Source organism: Promicromonospora sp. CA-289599 (assembly GCF_050936155.1).
Taxonomy (GTDB): Bacteria; Actinomycetota; Actinomycetes; order Actinomycetales; family Cellulomonadaceae; genus Promicromonospora.
This window is the reverse complement of record NZ_JBNJNI010000001.1, coordinates 5243357-5259064: the sequence shown is the minus strand read 5'-3', so window position 1 is coordinate 5259064 and position 15708 is coordinate 5243357. Positions and strand designations below refer to the sequence as shown.

Below are 15708 nucleotides of genomic sequence, written 5' to 3'. Positions count from 1 at the left end.
GGGCGGCCGCCCGATACCGCGAGACTCGGGAGTTCACCCGCGCCAGATCGGAACACTGCCGACTGTGACCAGACTGACGCCTGCCACCTACGCGCGGCAGTTCGCTGGGGCAGCGATTTGGACCCTGTGGCCCGACCGGGCGTGACAACGGGGTCGGTAGCACGTCAAGACCATGTATGAGCAGCGAACTCAGCCGCCATGAGAGCCGTGCATCCGCATTTTCATCCGTTCACGCTCTGATCTCACCCACGAGTGGGCCCTGCGACATAGCCGCGGACTGTCAAGATTGGCGAGCTGTACCCACTACACCCGAACTCACTGCCGAGCCGAAGGAAACGTCGTGACAGACCTGACGGCCAAGGAACGCCAGATCCGCGGGATGGACGAGCTCGGCACCGCACTCTCGGGTCTGGTGGACCAACGGATGACCGCTGCCTCGCACGACAAGCCGTGGGTTGCGTTGTACGAGGCCAAAGAGACGGCCCGGCGCGGGCACACCTATACCGTGAACCCGAAAGACCCGCGAATTCTGCTGCGGATCCTCCGCTACGAGCGAGCTGTGTTCACCGAGGTGGACACCACTCAGCGGGCCTGGGTCGACGAGCTGATCCAGGCGTCGAACCGTGTCGCGCACACGTCGTCGATAAGTGACCGTGACGCTGACCGCGCCCTCGACACGATGGCCTTGTTGGCCGAGTCGCTGGGTCTCGAGGATGCGCTGGAGTCGATCACGTCGTTACGTGCGGCTGCGTCCACTGCCCCGTCCGAACCCGCGGCAGTCTCGTCACACGACGCGGTTCCGACGGAACCTCTACCGACCCAGCCAAGCACCACCGTCGCTGCGAAAGCGCAGGGCACCCGTCTGTCCCTCGATGACGAACCCGACGGCCTGCGGCTGCTCACAGCGCGGCTCGGTGATCTTGACGTGGTGATCGGTGTCCGAGAAGCGATCAACTACGCCCTGGTCCACAACGGGATCTCCCCGGTCGCCAAGGCCTTGCTGCACAACCGCGGTGCCGAACCCGTCCGCGACCTTCGGCTCACGTTCTCGATCGAGAGCCCGCTCCCGGACACCCCTTTGGCGGCACCGCTGGTCTTGGAAATCGGCGACGTCGCGCCAGGTGCGCAGATCGAGATCCCTACCAGCCGGCTCGCCTGGCGGCTGACCAGCGGACCGTTCGTCGTGTTCGACGAGGCGGTCACGACCGATGTGCACCTGGTCGCGGAGACGTCATCGCTGACGTTCTCCGACAGCGCGACGGTCCGGCTCCTGACCATCGACGAGTGGTGGGCTCTGGGCCTGCACGAGACGCTCGCCGCATTCGTACGCCCGAACGACCCCACGGTCCAGAAGATCTTGGCCACTGCCAGCGGGTTTCTCGCCGAGCGCGTCGGCACCCCCGCGCTGGACGGGTACCAGACCGGTCCCGAACGGGTGCACCAGATCGCCGAGGCGCTCTATGACGCTCTCGTCGCAGCCGAGATCAGGTATGTCGAAGCACCGCCCAGCTTCGAAGGGACCGGACAACGTATCCGCAGACATGGTCAGGTGCTCGACGACCAGTACGGCACCTGCCTGGATCTTTCCGTCCTGTACGCAGCTGTCCTCGAGGCCGCAGGCCTGCACCCGGTCATCGTGGTGACTCAAGATCATGCCTTCGCCGGATACCTCACCGAGGACGCGCAGCTCCCGGACGTCGGCGTCACGCAGCCCGGAGCAATCGCCACCGTCATGGACTCCGACATCTTCGAGGCCGTCGAGACGACAGCGGTGTGCGCAGGCGACGAGCCTGTCGGTTTCGACGCGGCACGTGGCCACGCCCGCCGGTGGCGTACCACCCATCTGAACGAGATCGCATACCTCCTGGACGTTCATGCGGCGCACCGCATCGTCAAGCCGCTACCGAACCTCCGGCTCGAGGGTGGCGAACGAGTAGTCGAGGTCGTCAAGGAAGCGCCGATCGTCCCCGGGCGCCGCGCACCCTCCGGTGAGGTCCACGATCGGCGCATACCGACGTCCGTCCCACCTCGGGTCGACCGGTGGCAGCGCTCGCTCCTCGACATGACTTACCGGAACCCGCTGCTCAAACTGAAGAAGTCCTCTTCGGTCCCGGTCCACGTGCCGACCGACACACTGGCCAAGCTCGAGGACGTTGTGGCGCAGGGGAACCGGCTCACACTCGTACCGCACGACGAGTTGGCCGACCTCCTCCGAGCCCAGGGCGCACGCACGGCTGCCGACGTCGACGCCGACGCCCTGCGGCGGATCCTGGTCGAGGAGAACCGACTCTTCACGGCGACCAGCAGGCTGGAGTACCACCGCAAACTCCGTGCCCTGGCGCGCAAGGCGAAGACCACGCTGGAGGAGACCGGTACGGACAGCCTCTACCTCACGATCGGCACCCTCGAATGGTCGGAGAGCGCTAAGGAAGGCATAGCACCACTCTTCCTCGTCCCGGTGAAGCTCGTTGGAGGGCGAGGGCTGACCACGTTCACGCTTGCGCTAGACGAGACGCGACAGGTCGAGCCGAACTACTGCCTCGTCGAGAAGCTGCGAGTTTCCTGGGGCGTGACGGTTCCCGAGCTCACGGACCCGGGCCAGGACGATTCGGGGATCAACGTCGAGGGCGCGCTCGCCGCGATCCGTTCTGCACTGTTGCGCAAGGGGCTGGTCGACTTCCACGTGGAGGAGACAGCTCATCTGACCCTGGTCCAGTTCTCCACCCTCGATATGTGGCGCGACCTGGTGGACGGTTGGCCATCGTTCCTCGAGCGCCCAGCCGTGCGGCACATGGTGGAGACCCCAGGGCAGCCATTCCTCGACGAGGTTGCGCCGCCCGAGCCCGACTCGGCCGCAGAAGCCGAGACGTACCTGCCGATCCCCGCCGACGGTTCGCAGATCGAGGCGATCCGGTGGGCGGCGGCCGGCAAATCGTTCATCCTGGAGGGCCCGCCTGGCACGGGCAAATCACAGACAATCACCAACCTCATCGCCCACCTGCTGGCCGAGGGCAAGAAGGTGCTGTTCGTCGCCGAGAAGCAGGCTGCGCTCGACGTCGTGAAGCGACGTCTGGATCAGGTCGGCCTCGGTACCTTCAGTTTGGACGTGCACGGCAAGACCCAGACGGTCCAGGCAGTTCGTCAGCAGATCCGCGCCGCGATGGAGGCACGCACCCAGTCGTCGTCGAGCTGGGAGACGGCTCGGGCGCAGTACCGCAACCTCGTTGACTCGTTGTCCAACTACCCACGGCTGCTGCACGAGCCCGGACCTGTTGACGTCTCCGCCTGGGAGGCGCGACAGATCATCCTGGAATTGCAAGCCACGGCCGGCGGTGTAGAGCCGGCCATCGTCCCGCGCGCCGTCGCACAGGGCGTAACGCCGGTTGCGGATGTGTACGACGCCGCGCGCGACCTCAGCGGGGCGTTGGGACGGCTAGGCGCCTCGCCCGCGCGATCGCCATGGCGCCTTGCCGGCCCCGTCAATCCCGAACAGCTCGACCGACCGGGCGTGGCAGCGGCCCTGGAGCGACTCGCCACAAGCGACAGCGCCGTCGTCGGACCCGTTCGCGACCTCACCAACCGAGCCCAGACGCCCGAGGAATTCCAGGCTGTGGCCCGCTGGGTGGAATCGGTGCGCGTGGGTATCGGCCGGTCTGCATCAGAAGCGCGTGAGATCGTCACGCCGCTCTGGCGCACCAAGGCCCAGGAGGTCCGTGCCGCGATCGAAGCTTTCCGGAACACGTGCGGTCCGCGACTTATGCCCTTTGCTCCGCACGCAGTGGCCCTCGATCTGGTCTCACTCATGCAGCGCGCAGCCGAGGCTGACAGCAAGTTGCTCGGCAAGAAGAAGCGCCGACGCGCGATCATCGCCGACCTTGCCGCTGTCCTGCCCAACGGCGAAGCTTCGGTGCCACTCAAGCAACTCACGGCAACCCTGCAGCAGGTCGCCTGGGTGCGTGACGAGCTGGGCAGGCTCACCGACTTTGTCCGGGCACTGCCCGGCGTCGACGTCCCATTCCAGTGGAACCCGCTCGCCCCGGGCCATACGCACATCGTGGAGCACGCGATCACCGCACTGGAGGACGCGTACACGCTGTGGGCGACCCTGGACAGCGGACGACCGGATTACGAGGCGACACTGGGTGCCATCGACGCCACCTACCGCACCCTCCGTGACACTTCTTCAGCCGAGCAGATCACTCCTGGCGCCGTCGTGCATGAACTCGGCGCCGCCTGGGACTCGTATCTGACGGCACTCGGCACTACACCCGACGACCTGGCGCACTGGTGCGACGGTCGCCCGCGCGGTACGGCGATGGCAGAGAACTTGGGTGACTGGCAGTCCGACGCGAGCGGAAACTCATTCGTGCGACTGCAGCGGTGGGTCTCCGTGCGCAACGCCGTCGAGCGGCTTACCGGTCTCGGCATCGACGACGTTGCCTGGCGGGTGCGTGATGGCAGTCTCAGCAGCACAAGTGCTGAGAATGCTGTGCGCCTCGGGGTCGCACAAGCGATCTTGACCGAACGGCTGGAGACGACAGGGCTCGAGGCCTTCGACGACGTCGAACGCGCGCGGCTCATCGAGCTTTTCGTCACCACCGGCGAAGACGTGCGTGGGCGCCTGCTCACCGAACTGCCCGCGCGGATCGCGGCTGCTCGCACGATCGACATCAACCAGCCGCGCGGCAATGTCGCCGACCTCGGCTCCCAGCTCGCCCGCCGCCGGGGCGGCCTGTCGATCCGGCAGTTGTTGGACCAGTTCGGGCCGATCATCACGCAGGTCACGCCCTGTTTCTTGATGAGTCCCACCTCAGTGGCGCGCTTCCTGCCGCCGGCCGCCGTGGACTTCGATGTCGTCGTGTTCGACGAGGCGTCACAGATTCGTGTTCCAGAAGCCGTCGGCGCGATGGGCCGCGGTCGGTCCGTGGTCATCGTCGGCGACTCGCAGCAGATGCCGCCGAGCTCAACCTTCGCCTCGTCCGCAGGTGAGGACGAGGAGTCCGACAACGCCGAGGCGCGAATGGTGCCGCGCGACCTGGAGTCGATCCTCACCGAGGGCGTCGAGTCGCGATTGCCACGGCTGCTGCTGTCCTGGCACTACCGTTCCCGCGACGAGATGCTCATCGCCTTCTCGAACAAGACCTACTACGAGGGCAGGCTCTCCAGCTTCCCGACACCACCCGGACGTTCCGGTGGTCCCGCGATCGACTTGCGAGGAGTCGCCGGCCTGTGGGAGGGCGGCGGACGCGGCGCGGCGCGGGTGAACCGCGCCGAGGCGAACGCCATCGTCGACGAGATCGTCGCCCTGCTCGCCGAGGACGCTGACCGCACAATCGGTGTGGTCACCTTCAACACTCAGCAGCGAGACCTGATCCTCGACCTGCTGGAAACTCTGCGAGTCACCTCTACCGTGATCGAGTCGGCGCTGTCGCGGACCGACGAGCCACTGTTCGTCAAGAATCTCGAGAACGTCCAGGGCGACGAGCGCGACGTCATCTTGTTCACACTGGCCTTCGCCAAAGACACTCGGGGACGAGTGCCCCTGAACTGGGGCCCGCTGAGCCGGACCGGCGGCGAAAAGCGCCTGAACGTGGCTGTGACTCGCGCCAAGGAACGAGTGACAGTCTTCGCGTCGTTCGACCCGCACGAGCTCGACCTGTCGACCTCAGGCTCCAAGGGCCTCGCCGACCTCAAGAACTACCTCCTCCTGGCTCAGCACGGCGCCGAGCGCGCCGGGCTACAGCGACCGACCGCCCGCGACTGGCATCTCGCCGAGATCGAGCAGGCGCTGCGCGAGGCGGGGCTCGAAGTCCGCACGGGTATCGGACTGTCGGACTTCACGGTGGACCTGGCCGTCCGCGCCGAGGAGGACCGTCCTTGGGTCGCGGTCTTGCTCGACGGGCCCATCTGGGCACAGCGGACCAGTGTCGGTGATCGCGACGGCTTGCCACGGTCGGTACTGACCGACCAAATGGGCTGGTCACGGGTCGAGCGAGTCTGGTTGCCGACCTGGCTTCGCGAGCCGGGAACTGTCGTCGCGCAGGTACTCGCGGCAGCAAAGACCGCCGAGGAACCACCCCCACGAACAGATCGGCGATCTGCCGCTGCGACAGCCGTCGCAGCGGCCACGACCGTGGTCCAGGCCATCGACGACGTCCTCACCTCGGCTACGCAGGCCGTCGACCGGGCAGCAGGCCGAGTGTTGCTCCAGGCGTACCAAACAGCAGCCCCTACGACTCCTGTGCGCGGGGGTGAGACCCGGCTTCCCGAAGGTGTCACACGGTTCCAGCCCGCTGACGCAACGCCTCGACTCTCTCGAGACATCCTCGACGCGACGGGTGCTCAGGCTCGTGACCTGATCCGTCAGCAGATCCGAGAGGTTGTGTCCACAGAGGGACCCGTCGTCGTAGACCGCCTGCTCAAGACGGTGGCAAATAGGTTTGGCCTCTCCAAACTGCACAGCACCCGTAAGGAGCACCTCCGTCAGATCATTCCTCGCGGCATGGTCCTCGTCGCCGCCAACGGCGATCTCGTCGCCTGGCCTGAGAACATCCGGCCCGATGACTTCGTGGGCTACCGCGTACCCCCGCTCGGGGGTCAACGCGAGCTCGCCGACGTGCCATACCACGAGTTGCGCAATGCACTGCTGCGCGTCATCCGCAGTGCCCACGGCATCAGTGAGGAAGACGCCCTACGTGAGACGGCTCATGAGTACGGGGTGACTCGCGTCGCCGCCAAGGTCCGAGACCGCTTGCTTGGTGTCGTCGCGAGCGCTGTCGAGGAAGGTCGGATAACTCGTAGCAACGGGTACCTCGATGCGCGATGAGACAACCATGGGCACGCTGACGACTCGAGTCAGATTCCGGCACGAAAGCCGTGGCGAATGACGCGGCGACTGCACGCATCGGAGCCAAGTGCTGTGGCGGACTCGGTGTGCTCAACGCTCACCCCATCAAAGCAGGACTCGCCAGCCGAGTCCTGCTCCGCGGCCATGTTGTCGTCTGAGCTTCCCGTCGCGCATCCGTGAAATCCACGATCGCCGAGATTGGTAGTGCACCGCTGACAAAGCGTGTGACGAACTTGCGCTTCCAGGACCGCGTACTGCTCCCAGCCAGCACCTCCTGGTTGAGGTACAGGGTCCGAATGGAGTTGCCGAGCGTTCCGTCGTATCGAACCTGGCGGATCTCCTGCTCGAAGGTGACTCTGCACGTGATGTCGTCGATCGGCATCCGGCCAGGGTTTGTTAGCGTGAACTCAAGGACCCAGAGTCCGTCGACGCCATTGAAGTCCGCCTTGATTGGACGGGCCAAGGCCTTCCACATCAGGCTGACTCCCTCGGTCTCCATCCGCTCGTTGGCGCGTTGGTCACGTCGATACTGAAGCAGTTGCCAGCCAGCGAAGACTACTCCGATGACTGTCGCGACTGCCACGATGATCCCTGTCCAGAAACTGATGTTTTCGCTCATCCCGTAAGCCTTGCATCACCGATCACGTCCTATCTCCAGGAACAGGGGTGAAGTATTCCTGAGCTCGCGGCACCCTGAAGATGCGTGCGTCTCGAATTCGGCATCGTGAACTACCAGCATCGGTACACATGTCACCCGCCCTACCAGTAGTAGCGCTTCGTCTGTTCGGCCAGACTTGCGCGCATGGTCACGACAGCAAGCAAGAGCGGCAAGATTCTCAATCCTGATGAGTTGCTCGAAGCTGCCAGGGCTGAGCGAGCCCGCATCGGCCGGTTCAACCTGGCGGTCGTCGGTGGGACCGGCGTCGGGAAGTCGTCGCTTGTCAATGCGATCTTCGGTGAGGACCTCGCCCCGACCGGTATCGGCCTCCCCGTGACCCGCGGTATCGACTACTACACGAACCCTGATGGGTCTTTGGGCATCTGGGACTTCGAGGGCTTCGAGGTCGGAAGCAGCCGTTCACCCGCAGAGGTGGTCCGAGACAATCTCGAGACGATCGCCAACGGACCTAATGGCCAGCGGATAGCCGCTGTCTGGTATTGCATCGCCTCTACCGCGGCCCGCCTACAGCCAGCGGAGATCGCTGTCATATCCGAGTTCAAGGACCAAGGACTGCCGGTCGTCATCGTACTCACCAAGGTCGCACGCATACGCACGCGGCTCACCCGTGAGTGGATCGTCTCTGACGACGCCCAGAGAATGCGCGAATGGCTCGAGAAGCCCACAACGCCTGAGGGCACACGCCTTCATCTTCGCGCAGACGCCGTGGCGCTGACCGCCGCCGTAGACCAGGGCAAGTTCGGCGGTCCCGCCCACGGACTCGACGAGCTCATCACCATCACCCTTGACCTGAGCCCCGACGACCAAGACGAAGCGATCAAGGTGGCGCAGAAGATCTCGCTGCCGCTGAAACGTGAACTATGCCGACGCGCGATCAACACCGCGGTCGCCGCGGCGGCCGCGGCCGCGCTCGTACCGATCCCGATAGCCGATGCCGTCGCGCTCGCCGGGATTCAGCTCGCGATGATGGGCAAAATCTGCACGTACTACGGGATCGACCTGGCCATCCTTGGAGGCGGTCAGCTCATGACCCAGCTCGGCCTGCAATTCGCAGGCAAGGCGCTGGCTAGGAGCCTCCTCAAACTGATCCCCGGTGCGGGAATGGCGATCAACGCGGGTGTCGCGGCTGGACTCACTGCGGCGACCGGCGAGGCCTGGATGCGGTTCTGCGAGGCGATCTATAGCGGCAAGATCGACCTTGAGAACATCGAGAACGCGTGGAAGGACTACGCTCCGACCTTCGCCCAGGTGATCGCCGCGGTCCAGAGACATCGGATGCAAAACTAGCGCCCACGAGCAGCGAAGACCCCGTTGACCCGCTGGAGCGAGACGAAGGTGCCGTCGGTGATGCGTCGACGGGTCTCCCGCCACTCGCGGATCACACGTCGCCGCCCGTCGGGATGCTCTGACCAGTTGTCTCGTGTGATGGGGACACCCGAGTAGACCGGCTCGTAGCTCAGCCCGTGCAGCGGAGCAGCCTTCGGGTACACGGTGGCAAGAATCTGTATCGCACGACGGTGGTACCACTTGGACACCGCCGTGACGCGTAGGCCGAGCCCGACGGCCTCATCGAGAAACGTGACTGAGTTCTGCACGTTCTGCCAGGTGTCTGCCGACTTGGCCTCGACGCGAATCACGTCCTCGGAGACACCACGCTCGATGAGCAGGTCGCGCAGCACGTGCCCTTCGACGATGCCGTTGTGCCGGTTGATCCCGCCGGTCACGATAACCAGCGGAGCCAGTCCCTGCTCGTAGCGATCGGCAACAACGTCTGCGGGCAGCGCCTGATTGGTGCCGAACACGAAGTAGGCCGCAGGGCCGGTCGGTGGTGCCTCGATGTCCACGAACGCCGTGATCTGCGGGACCTGTTCGGGGCTGATATCTGCGACGCTGAAGTCGATCCCGGCGTACGCCGAAGTTGCGCCACCGGGCTCTGGCGCTGAGTCGGTCACGTGCTGCTCCCTGCGGATGCGAGATCCCGTGCGGCGTCGCGGTACAGGCCCGCAAACTCCGATACCTCGGCCGTGTCGCCGCTGTCAGCGCCCGCGAGGGCACGGTCGAGCTTGCCTGCCAGGACGACGGTGGGCCACACGGTTCCCGGCACACTCAGCGCGGCGCCTCCGGTGGCGGCAGCTTCATCCAGCCTTCCTAGCCCGGCCTGTGTCAGTGCCAGCACGAGGAGGGTTCGGGCGTAGCTCGATGTCTCGCGCGCTCGGCCCTCTGGGTAAGCCGTCGTGATCAGGCTCTCGGTGACCCTCGAAGCCTCTGCGTACTCGCCGACCAATAGCAGCGAAGCGGCCGTGTACGGAGGCTCGGCCGCACGCGCGATCGAGTGCACACCGGCATTGCCGTCGTCCTCGAGAGCGGAGATCGCAGTCTGCGCCCGGCGGCGAGCGGTCTGCATGCCCTGCGTGTTGCCGAGCGAGGCATGCGAGCGCATCTGCTGGCAGGTCAGCTTCGCGAATGCCACCGTGCCGACAGGTGCCACGGCCGCGCCCTGACGAGCCAGGTCCAATGAACGGGCTCCGCGTCCTTGGTAGTGCGAGACCGTGGCACGGGTCAGCAGCGCCCAGCCCGAGATCACCGGGTGGCCCGCCGCTTGGCCACGATTCTGCGCGTCGAGCGCCCAGACCAGTGCTGAGGTGTGGTCGCCCTGGTAGGAGGACGCGACTGCCAGAAGGCTGGACAGCCACGCAGCGGCCGCTTGGATATCAGCTGCCCGGGCTCCGACAGGCTTGTACCTGTCGAACAGTGATCGAGCGAACTGCCGGGCCGCGAGCAAGTCTGCCAGGACCGGTGCCGGGCCTGCGGTCGCGAGCCTGTCGGAGGTGAAGGCGATGACCTCGTCCAGGGCGTCGATCGCCACGCCGAGGCCGTCGGGCTGTCCGGACTCCACCATGCCCAAGGCGTAGGCGAGACTGGAAGGGTTGTTCTCGGGTGCAGGGCTGACTCGCTCCGCTGCCTGGGCCACCCCGGGATACGACCTCGGCACGGCCGGCTTGATCGCGATCTGTCGAGTCGCCACAAGCCGACGTTCCGCATCCGACATGCGGTCGAGATCGGCCTCGTCGAGGAGATCGGCGACCACACAACCCTGACCAAATGCGGATGCCAGGGCAGCGAGGACCTCCAGAGACGGACGTGTCCCACCGAATGGCCACGACTCCCACTCGGAGACACGGCTCTCACCGATGGCCAGGTGCGGGTTGGCGGAGCGGAACTCCTGAACGAGCTTCCACTGCGGCCATCCCATCGCGTACCGCCAGGCGACCCGCGGCCGCACGTGCAGGCGTGCGGCCAACTCGACCGCGACCTCCTTGGCGGGCATGCCCTTGCGGAGCAGATCCTGTCGGATCTGCTCCCGCAAAGCCTTCGCGCTCTTGGCCACGACCCACCCCCCTCCAAGTCCGGTTGTCGATGAGGCTCGCCTCTAGACAGCGTAGTGAAGGCAGCTGTCCGCAGCCCTTCGCTCGGCGGAAGTTTCCAGGTTCTGGAAGTTATCGGGTCCTGAAACTATATTTCTGCTGCACCTAGACTTGGATCGCGTTCTTCCTTGGACAGGCGGATCTTCCACCCGTGGGCCACGGCAGGGTGGTTCTGCCTGACGGCGACGGCTCCCCCGCCGACGTCGGGCACCCCGAACCTGACCCATCGGAGATCACCGTGACCACACACGACAGCGTCGACATTGCCTCGCCAATGCTGATCGCCCTCGATATCGACGGCACCCTGCTGCACCCCAACGGCCACATCAGCGACGTCGTCCACGAGACGATCGACCAGGCCCAAGCTGCCGGACACCACCTGGTGCTCGCCACCGGTCGAGGCCTGGACGGGCTCCTGCCCGTCGCCGAACGGCTCGGGCTGACCAACGGGTATGCCGTGGCGGCCAACGGCGGGCTGACGATCCGCCTGGATCCCACCGCTCCGGACGGCTACCGGTTCGCGAACGCGCGGATGTTCGACCCGGCAGTGGTGATCCATGCTGCCCTCGCACTCGTCCCGGACGTCCTCGTTGGGGTCGAGGAACTCGTCAGGGGCTGGAAGGTGAACCGCCTGTTCGACCCGAGCCTGCTCAACGGCGAGCAGACGCAGGCCACCGTGGTGGATCTGTGCGCGGGGCCCGCCTGCCGGATCTCGTTGTCCGCACCTGAGGTCCGGGTGCACCTGGAAGCGTTGCGGGCGACGGGAATGACCGTCACGACCGCGGGGCCGGACTGGCTCGACGCGACCGGCCCGGGCGTTTCGAAGGCCACGACGCTTGAGCGACTTCGGGCCAAGCTCGGGGTCGCTATCGAGCACACCGTCGCGATCGGCGACGGGGCCAACGACATCGAAGCCCTGGCCTGGGCCGGCCGAGGCGTAGCGATGGGTCACGCTGACGAGGCGGTGCGCGAAGCAGCCGACGAGGTCACCGGCACGATCGACGAGGACGGCGCCGCGATGGTACTGGCGTCTCTGCTGCGGTCGGCGGCCGGGCAGCCTGCCGAGCAACCGACCGAGCGATCAGCCTGATAGGGCAACCACCCAGGCCGCTGCCAGCTCGTCGTTCGACGCCACCAGCCGGATCAACGCGGGGTACCGCCGCTCCGCATGAGCATCGATAGCAGCGACCATGATTTCGGCTGCTTCGGCATACGGCATGCCTCCCGTCCCGGTACCCATGCCTGGGAACGACGCTGTGACGAGCCCGTGCTCGTCGCACTGCGACAGCGCGGCCTCCATCGCCCGGCGAACGTTCCTCTCGGTCGCTTCGGCAACAGGGTTTCGCATGGTTGGCGCGTGGATGACCCATTGGGCCGGCAGCGTGCCGGCCGTGGTGAGCACGGCGGTGCCCAGCGGTATCGGCGACCTGCGGACCGCTTCGTCCTCGATCACCTGGCCACCCGCATGCACCATCGCCAGGGCGACACCACCGCCCATCGTCCCGTAGCTGTTCGAAGGGTTGACGATGGCATCCGCTGCGACCGCCGTGAGGTCACCAAGGATGACCTCCACGCGGCGGCCCGCGCGAGACAGCGCGTGCACCACGCCGTCCGGCTCCTCAGTCATCGAACGTCACCGACTGCACCTCGATGGACTCGTCCGACAGTTCGGTCCGAAAGTTCTCGATCGCTGCGGTGAGCCGGTCGGTGACGTCGTCGAGCCCGCTCCCGCGGACCGAGATCGTCACCTGCATGCGGACGTCCTTGCCGAACCGCTTGGCCCGCGACTTGAGGTACACGGTGGGGTCGTCGTACTTCCTGTCGAACGCCACCAGAGCGCCGGACAGCTCCGACTCGTCGTTGGTGGAGGTCACGATCGTCGCAGAGCGGAAGTAGCCGACACCGAGCACCCGCTCGAGATGCGTGCCCGCTTCGTTGAGCACTATGTACTTCAGCTCGGACGGCACGCCGGGCAGATTGAGGATCGCCAGATCCTCGCGGACGTCGAGCCACACGCCGGGGGCCGCACCCACCTGGTTGTCGAGCGCGATCCCGCCCTCGGGCAGACGCGTCATCTTCGCCCGCGCCCGCAACGCGGCGGGGCTCGTCGCGTCAGCCACGCGCCCTTTCGCCGCGAGCGCCGCGTAGCGTTCGTTGACGATCCGGACGGCGTCGGCGTGCTCCGTCGTCTCGATCCCGAAGTAGCTGGCCACGGCTTCGACGGTGAGGTCGTCACGGGTCGGTCCGAGGCCGCCCAGGGTGACGATGAGTTTGGGTCCCGCTTGGAGCAGGAAGTCCAGGCCTTGCGCTATCTCGCGTGGGTCGTCCGGGACCACGGCGGTCCGGACGACGCCGGCTCCGCGGCCGGCGATCTGTCGGCAGACCCAACTGCTATTGGTGTCCGTCGTCGATCCGTCCAGGATCTCGTTTCCTACGACCAGCAGGGCGACCGTCATCAGTTCTGTCCTTTCACAGCGCCGTCAGGATCGCGGCGACCGCGACCATCAGGGAGGCGATGGCGAGTCCGAGGGACAGCCACTGCATCGTCTTGAGCTTTTCCTGGATCCGGATGTCATACGACAGGCTGGCGAGCTCGAGCATGGTGGTCGAGTGCTCGCCGATCTCGTCGACGCCTTCGCGCATGGCACCCAGCGCGGTTTCGAGGGGACCGAGGTAGTAGTCGTCGAAGTGTCGATCGAGGTAGGAGTACAGCCGTTCGTGGTGCGGGCTGGACCGTGTTCCGCCCACGGAGGTGCGTCGGAAGTCGACCAGGATCCGTTTTCGAGCCTCGTTGCGTACGAGATCGCGGCGCAGGGACGCCAGGCGGTGCGTCCCCTCAAGTGCTTCGGCGAAGGTCAGCCGGTCATCCGTACTACGGTCGAGCGAGCCGAGGTCCGCGAGGGCGGACACCGCCTCCGGCACCGTGTCACGCACGCTCGTCAGGACGTCCTGGGCTCCCATGCATGCGACGGAGTGCAGGTAGAACTCGTCCATCGGGTTGTCGCCGACCGGGCAGCCGTCGTCACGGTTGATCAGCACCGGGACAACGCCGTCGTAGAGGTACAGGCAAGGACCGGCGCCGCACCGGGCGAGCTCACCGATCTTGGAGTCGTCCGCGACGACGACCGCGGGCGGTGCGTATCGCACGGCCGCGCCGACCGGCTCCAGCCCGAGGTCGACCATCTGACCGCGGAAGGTCTGGGCGAGCTGCTCGATGTGCTCTGCGGTCACGTCGGCGGAAGGCGTCTCGACCCCTGCGATGAGCTGGAAGTGAAGGGAAGCCCCGTTACGGATCGTGATCCGCGGCCGTCCCCTACCGCTCCCCCGGACGACTGCCACGTCGGTGAGGTGCCGACGCAGGCCGGCTGCCCGTTCGACGTCGAGGAAGTCGGTGTCCATCAGCGTTGAGCGGGTGGACTGGTAGGCCTGCGCGCCGAGCCGGAGGTTCCATTGGCGCGAACTCTTCAACTGGTCGATGACGTTCTGGATCGTGTGCGTCTTGTCGAGCCTGCCCCACATCCTGAACTGTTCGCGCACCCGAACTCCATCCCCCCGATGTGCCCTCTCGCGATCGTAGCGACTATGCAACGTCCCTGGTAGGAGGAATGAGCAGGTGGAGCGAATACATGACAGGTATCGCGCCGCGACGTTTATCCCGACCGGGGTTTGATCGTCAGGGCCGACGCACAAAGGATCACCACGGAGATCGAGATCACCAGTCGGAAGGAGGCTGCCTTCCTTTGTCTGAGGTATCGCAGAAGATGGGCGTTTCCTTCGCCGTCGAAGGGGCTGCCGCGAACGACGTCGTCCGACTGAACACCGCGCCTGACTTCGCCGCTCTGGTGACGGGGTGCGTACTGACGGTCACGGCCCAGACCTGCCACGATGTCCATACAGCCCGTCGACCTGGGAGAACGCATGCCGTCGGAGTCCACGATCACGTTCACCTCACTGGACGGCCTGGACCTGGTCGGTGACCTGACCGTCCCAGACACACCGACGGACCTCGGCGTCGTGCAGGTCCACGGCGGCGGCGTCACGCGGCACGAGGCGGGGTTCTTCGACCGCAAAGCTGCCGGTCTCGCAGCGGCCGGTGTCGCAGCGCTCCGATTCGACTTGCGAGGCCACGGCGAGTCAGCCGGCAAGCAGGAAGACCTCACCCTCGCCGCCGTCCTGAATGACATCCAGGTCGCGATCGGGGAGCTCCGTGCTCGGACCGGCGTCACCCGCACGTCCTTGGTCGGGCAGAGCTTCGGCGGCGGAATCTGCGCTTACTACGCGGCCAAGCGGCCCGATGACGTCGAACGCCTCGTGCTCCTGTGCCCCCAGCTCGACTACAAGAAGCGCACCATCGACTCCCGCGCGTACTGGGCCGGCGGTCGCCTGTCATCCGACAAGGCCAGGGTGCTGAGCCAACAGGGATACATCCAGCACTCCCCCACCTTCCGGCACGGACGCGCGATCTACAACGAGGTGTTCTGGCTCCAGCCCCAGACTGTCATGCAGGAGATCCAGGCACCCACGCTCATCGTGCACGGCACCGCCGACACGCTGGTGCCGATCGACACCTCCCTGGCCGCGATGGGCGTGCTCAACGACCGGTCACGGCTCGAGAAGATCGACGGCGCCCAGCACGGCTTCGCCGTCAACGGCGACCCGACCTATGCCGACCCTCAGTCCCGGGCCTGGCAGGCACACGTCGTCCGACAGGTCGCTGAGTGGATCACGGCCGAGAGCTAGCCTGTCCAACACGCACG

10 protein-coding genes are annotated in these 15708 nt (G+C 66.1%); 4 read left to right on the top strand and 6 right to left on the bottom strand.

Features of this window, described 5'->3' with window-relative positions; translation table 11 throughout:
• The first annotated feature begins 340 nt into the window (after positions 1–340).
• The gene (locus ACQEVI_RS23435) at positions 341–6826 is read left to right on the top strand and encodes a DUF4011 domain-containing protein (protein WP_432903569.1); all 6486 of its coding nucleotides are present in this window, start codon (positions 341–343) and stop codon (positions 6824–6826) included.
• A gap of 118 nt (positions 6827–6944) precedes the next feature.
• On the opposite strand, the gene ACQEVI_RS23430 is transcribed toward ACQEVI_RS23435, so the two are convergent.
• Positions 6945–7466 (bottom strand): hypothetical protein, encoded by a 522-nt coding sequence (locus ACQEVI_RS23430; RefSeq protein ID WP_432903566.1) that lies wholly within the window; start codon positions 7464–7466, stop codon positions 6945–6947.
• A 183-nt stretch (positions 7467–7649) separates the two neighbouring features.
• Here ACQEVI_RS23430 and ACQEVI_RS23425 point away from each other — a divergent pair, with 183 nt between their 5' ends.
• On the top strand, positions 7650–8813 hold the full coding sequence (locus ACQEVI_RS23425) for a DUF697 domain-containing protein (RefSeq protein WP_432903563.1): 1164 nt from the start codon (positions 7650–7652) through the stop codon (positions 8811–8813).
• Here ACQEVI_RS23425 and ACQEVI_RS23420 read toward each other — a convergent pair.
• Positions 8810–9370 (bottom strand): YdcF family protein, encoded by a 561-nt coding sequence (locus ACQEVI_RS23420; protein WP_432903560.1) that lies wholly within the window; start codon positions 9368–9370, stop codon positions 8810–8812. The two genes, ACQEVI_RS23425 and ACQEVI_RS23420, sit on opposite strands and share 4 nt — an antisense overlap.
• A 104-nt stretch (positions 9371–9474) precedes the next feature.
• Positions 9475–10914 carry a hypothetical protein gene (locus ACQEVI_RS23415; protein WP_432903557.1) on the bottom strand — a complete coding sequence of 480 codons (1440 nt, stop codon included), beginning with the start codon at positions 10912–10914 and terminating at the stop codon, positions 9475–9477.
• 275 nt (positions 10915–11189) lie between these two features.
• Here ACQEVI_RS23415 and ACQEVI_RS23410 point away from each other — a divergent pair, with 275 nt between their 5' ends.
• On the top strand, positions 11190–12041 hold the full coding sequence (locus ACQEVI_RS23410; protein WP_432903554.1) for an HAD family hydrolase: 852 nt from the start codon (positions 11190–11192) through the stop codon (positions 12039–12041).
• Here ACQEVI_RS23410 and ACQEVI_RS23405 read toward each other — a convergent pair.
• From ACQEVI_RS23405 to ACQEVI_RS23395, 3 genes are read right to left on the bottom strand one after another with little or no spacing between them, the layout of a single operon-like run.
• Complete coding sequence (locus ACQEVI_RS23405) at positions 12033–12578, bottom strand: macro domain-containing protein (RefSeq protein WP_432903551.1); 546 nt, start codon at positions 12576–12578, stop codon at positions 12033–12035. The two genes, ACQEVI_RS23410 and ACQEVI_RS23405, sit on opposite strands and share 9 nt — an antisense overlap.
• Positions 12571–13407, bottom strand: coding sequence for a competence/damage-inducible protein A (locus ACQEVI_RS23400; protein WP_432903548.1), 837 nt, complete (start codon positions 13405–13407; stop codon positions 12571–12573). Before ACQEVI_RS23400 ends, ACQEVI_RS23405 begins: the two co-directional genes overlap by 8 nt.
• Positions 13408–13420: 13 nt before the next feature.
• Entirely contained in the window at positions 13421–14488 is a 1068-nt protein-coding gene (locus tag ACQEVI_RS23395) for a hypothetical protein (protein ID WP_432903545.1), read from the bottom strand.
• A 348-nt stretch (positions 14489–14836) separates the two neighbouring features.
• Here ACQEVI_RS23395 and ACQEVI_RS23390 point away from each other — a divergent pair, with 348 nt between their 5' ends.
• Entirely contained in the window at positions 14837–15691 is an 855-nt protein-coding gene (locus ACQEVI_RS23390) for an alpha/beta hydrolase (protein WP_432903544.1), read from the top strand.
• The last annotated feature ends 17 nt before the right edge of the window (positions 15692–15708 follow it).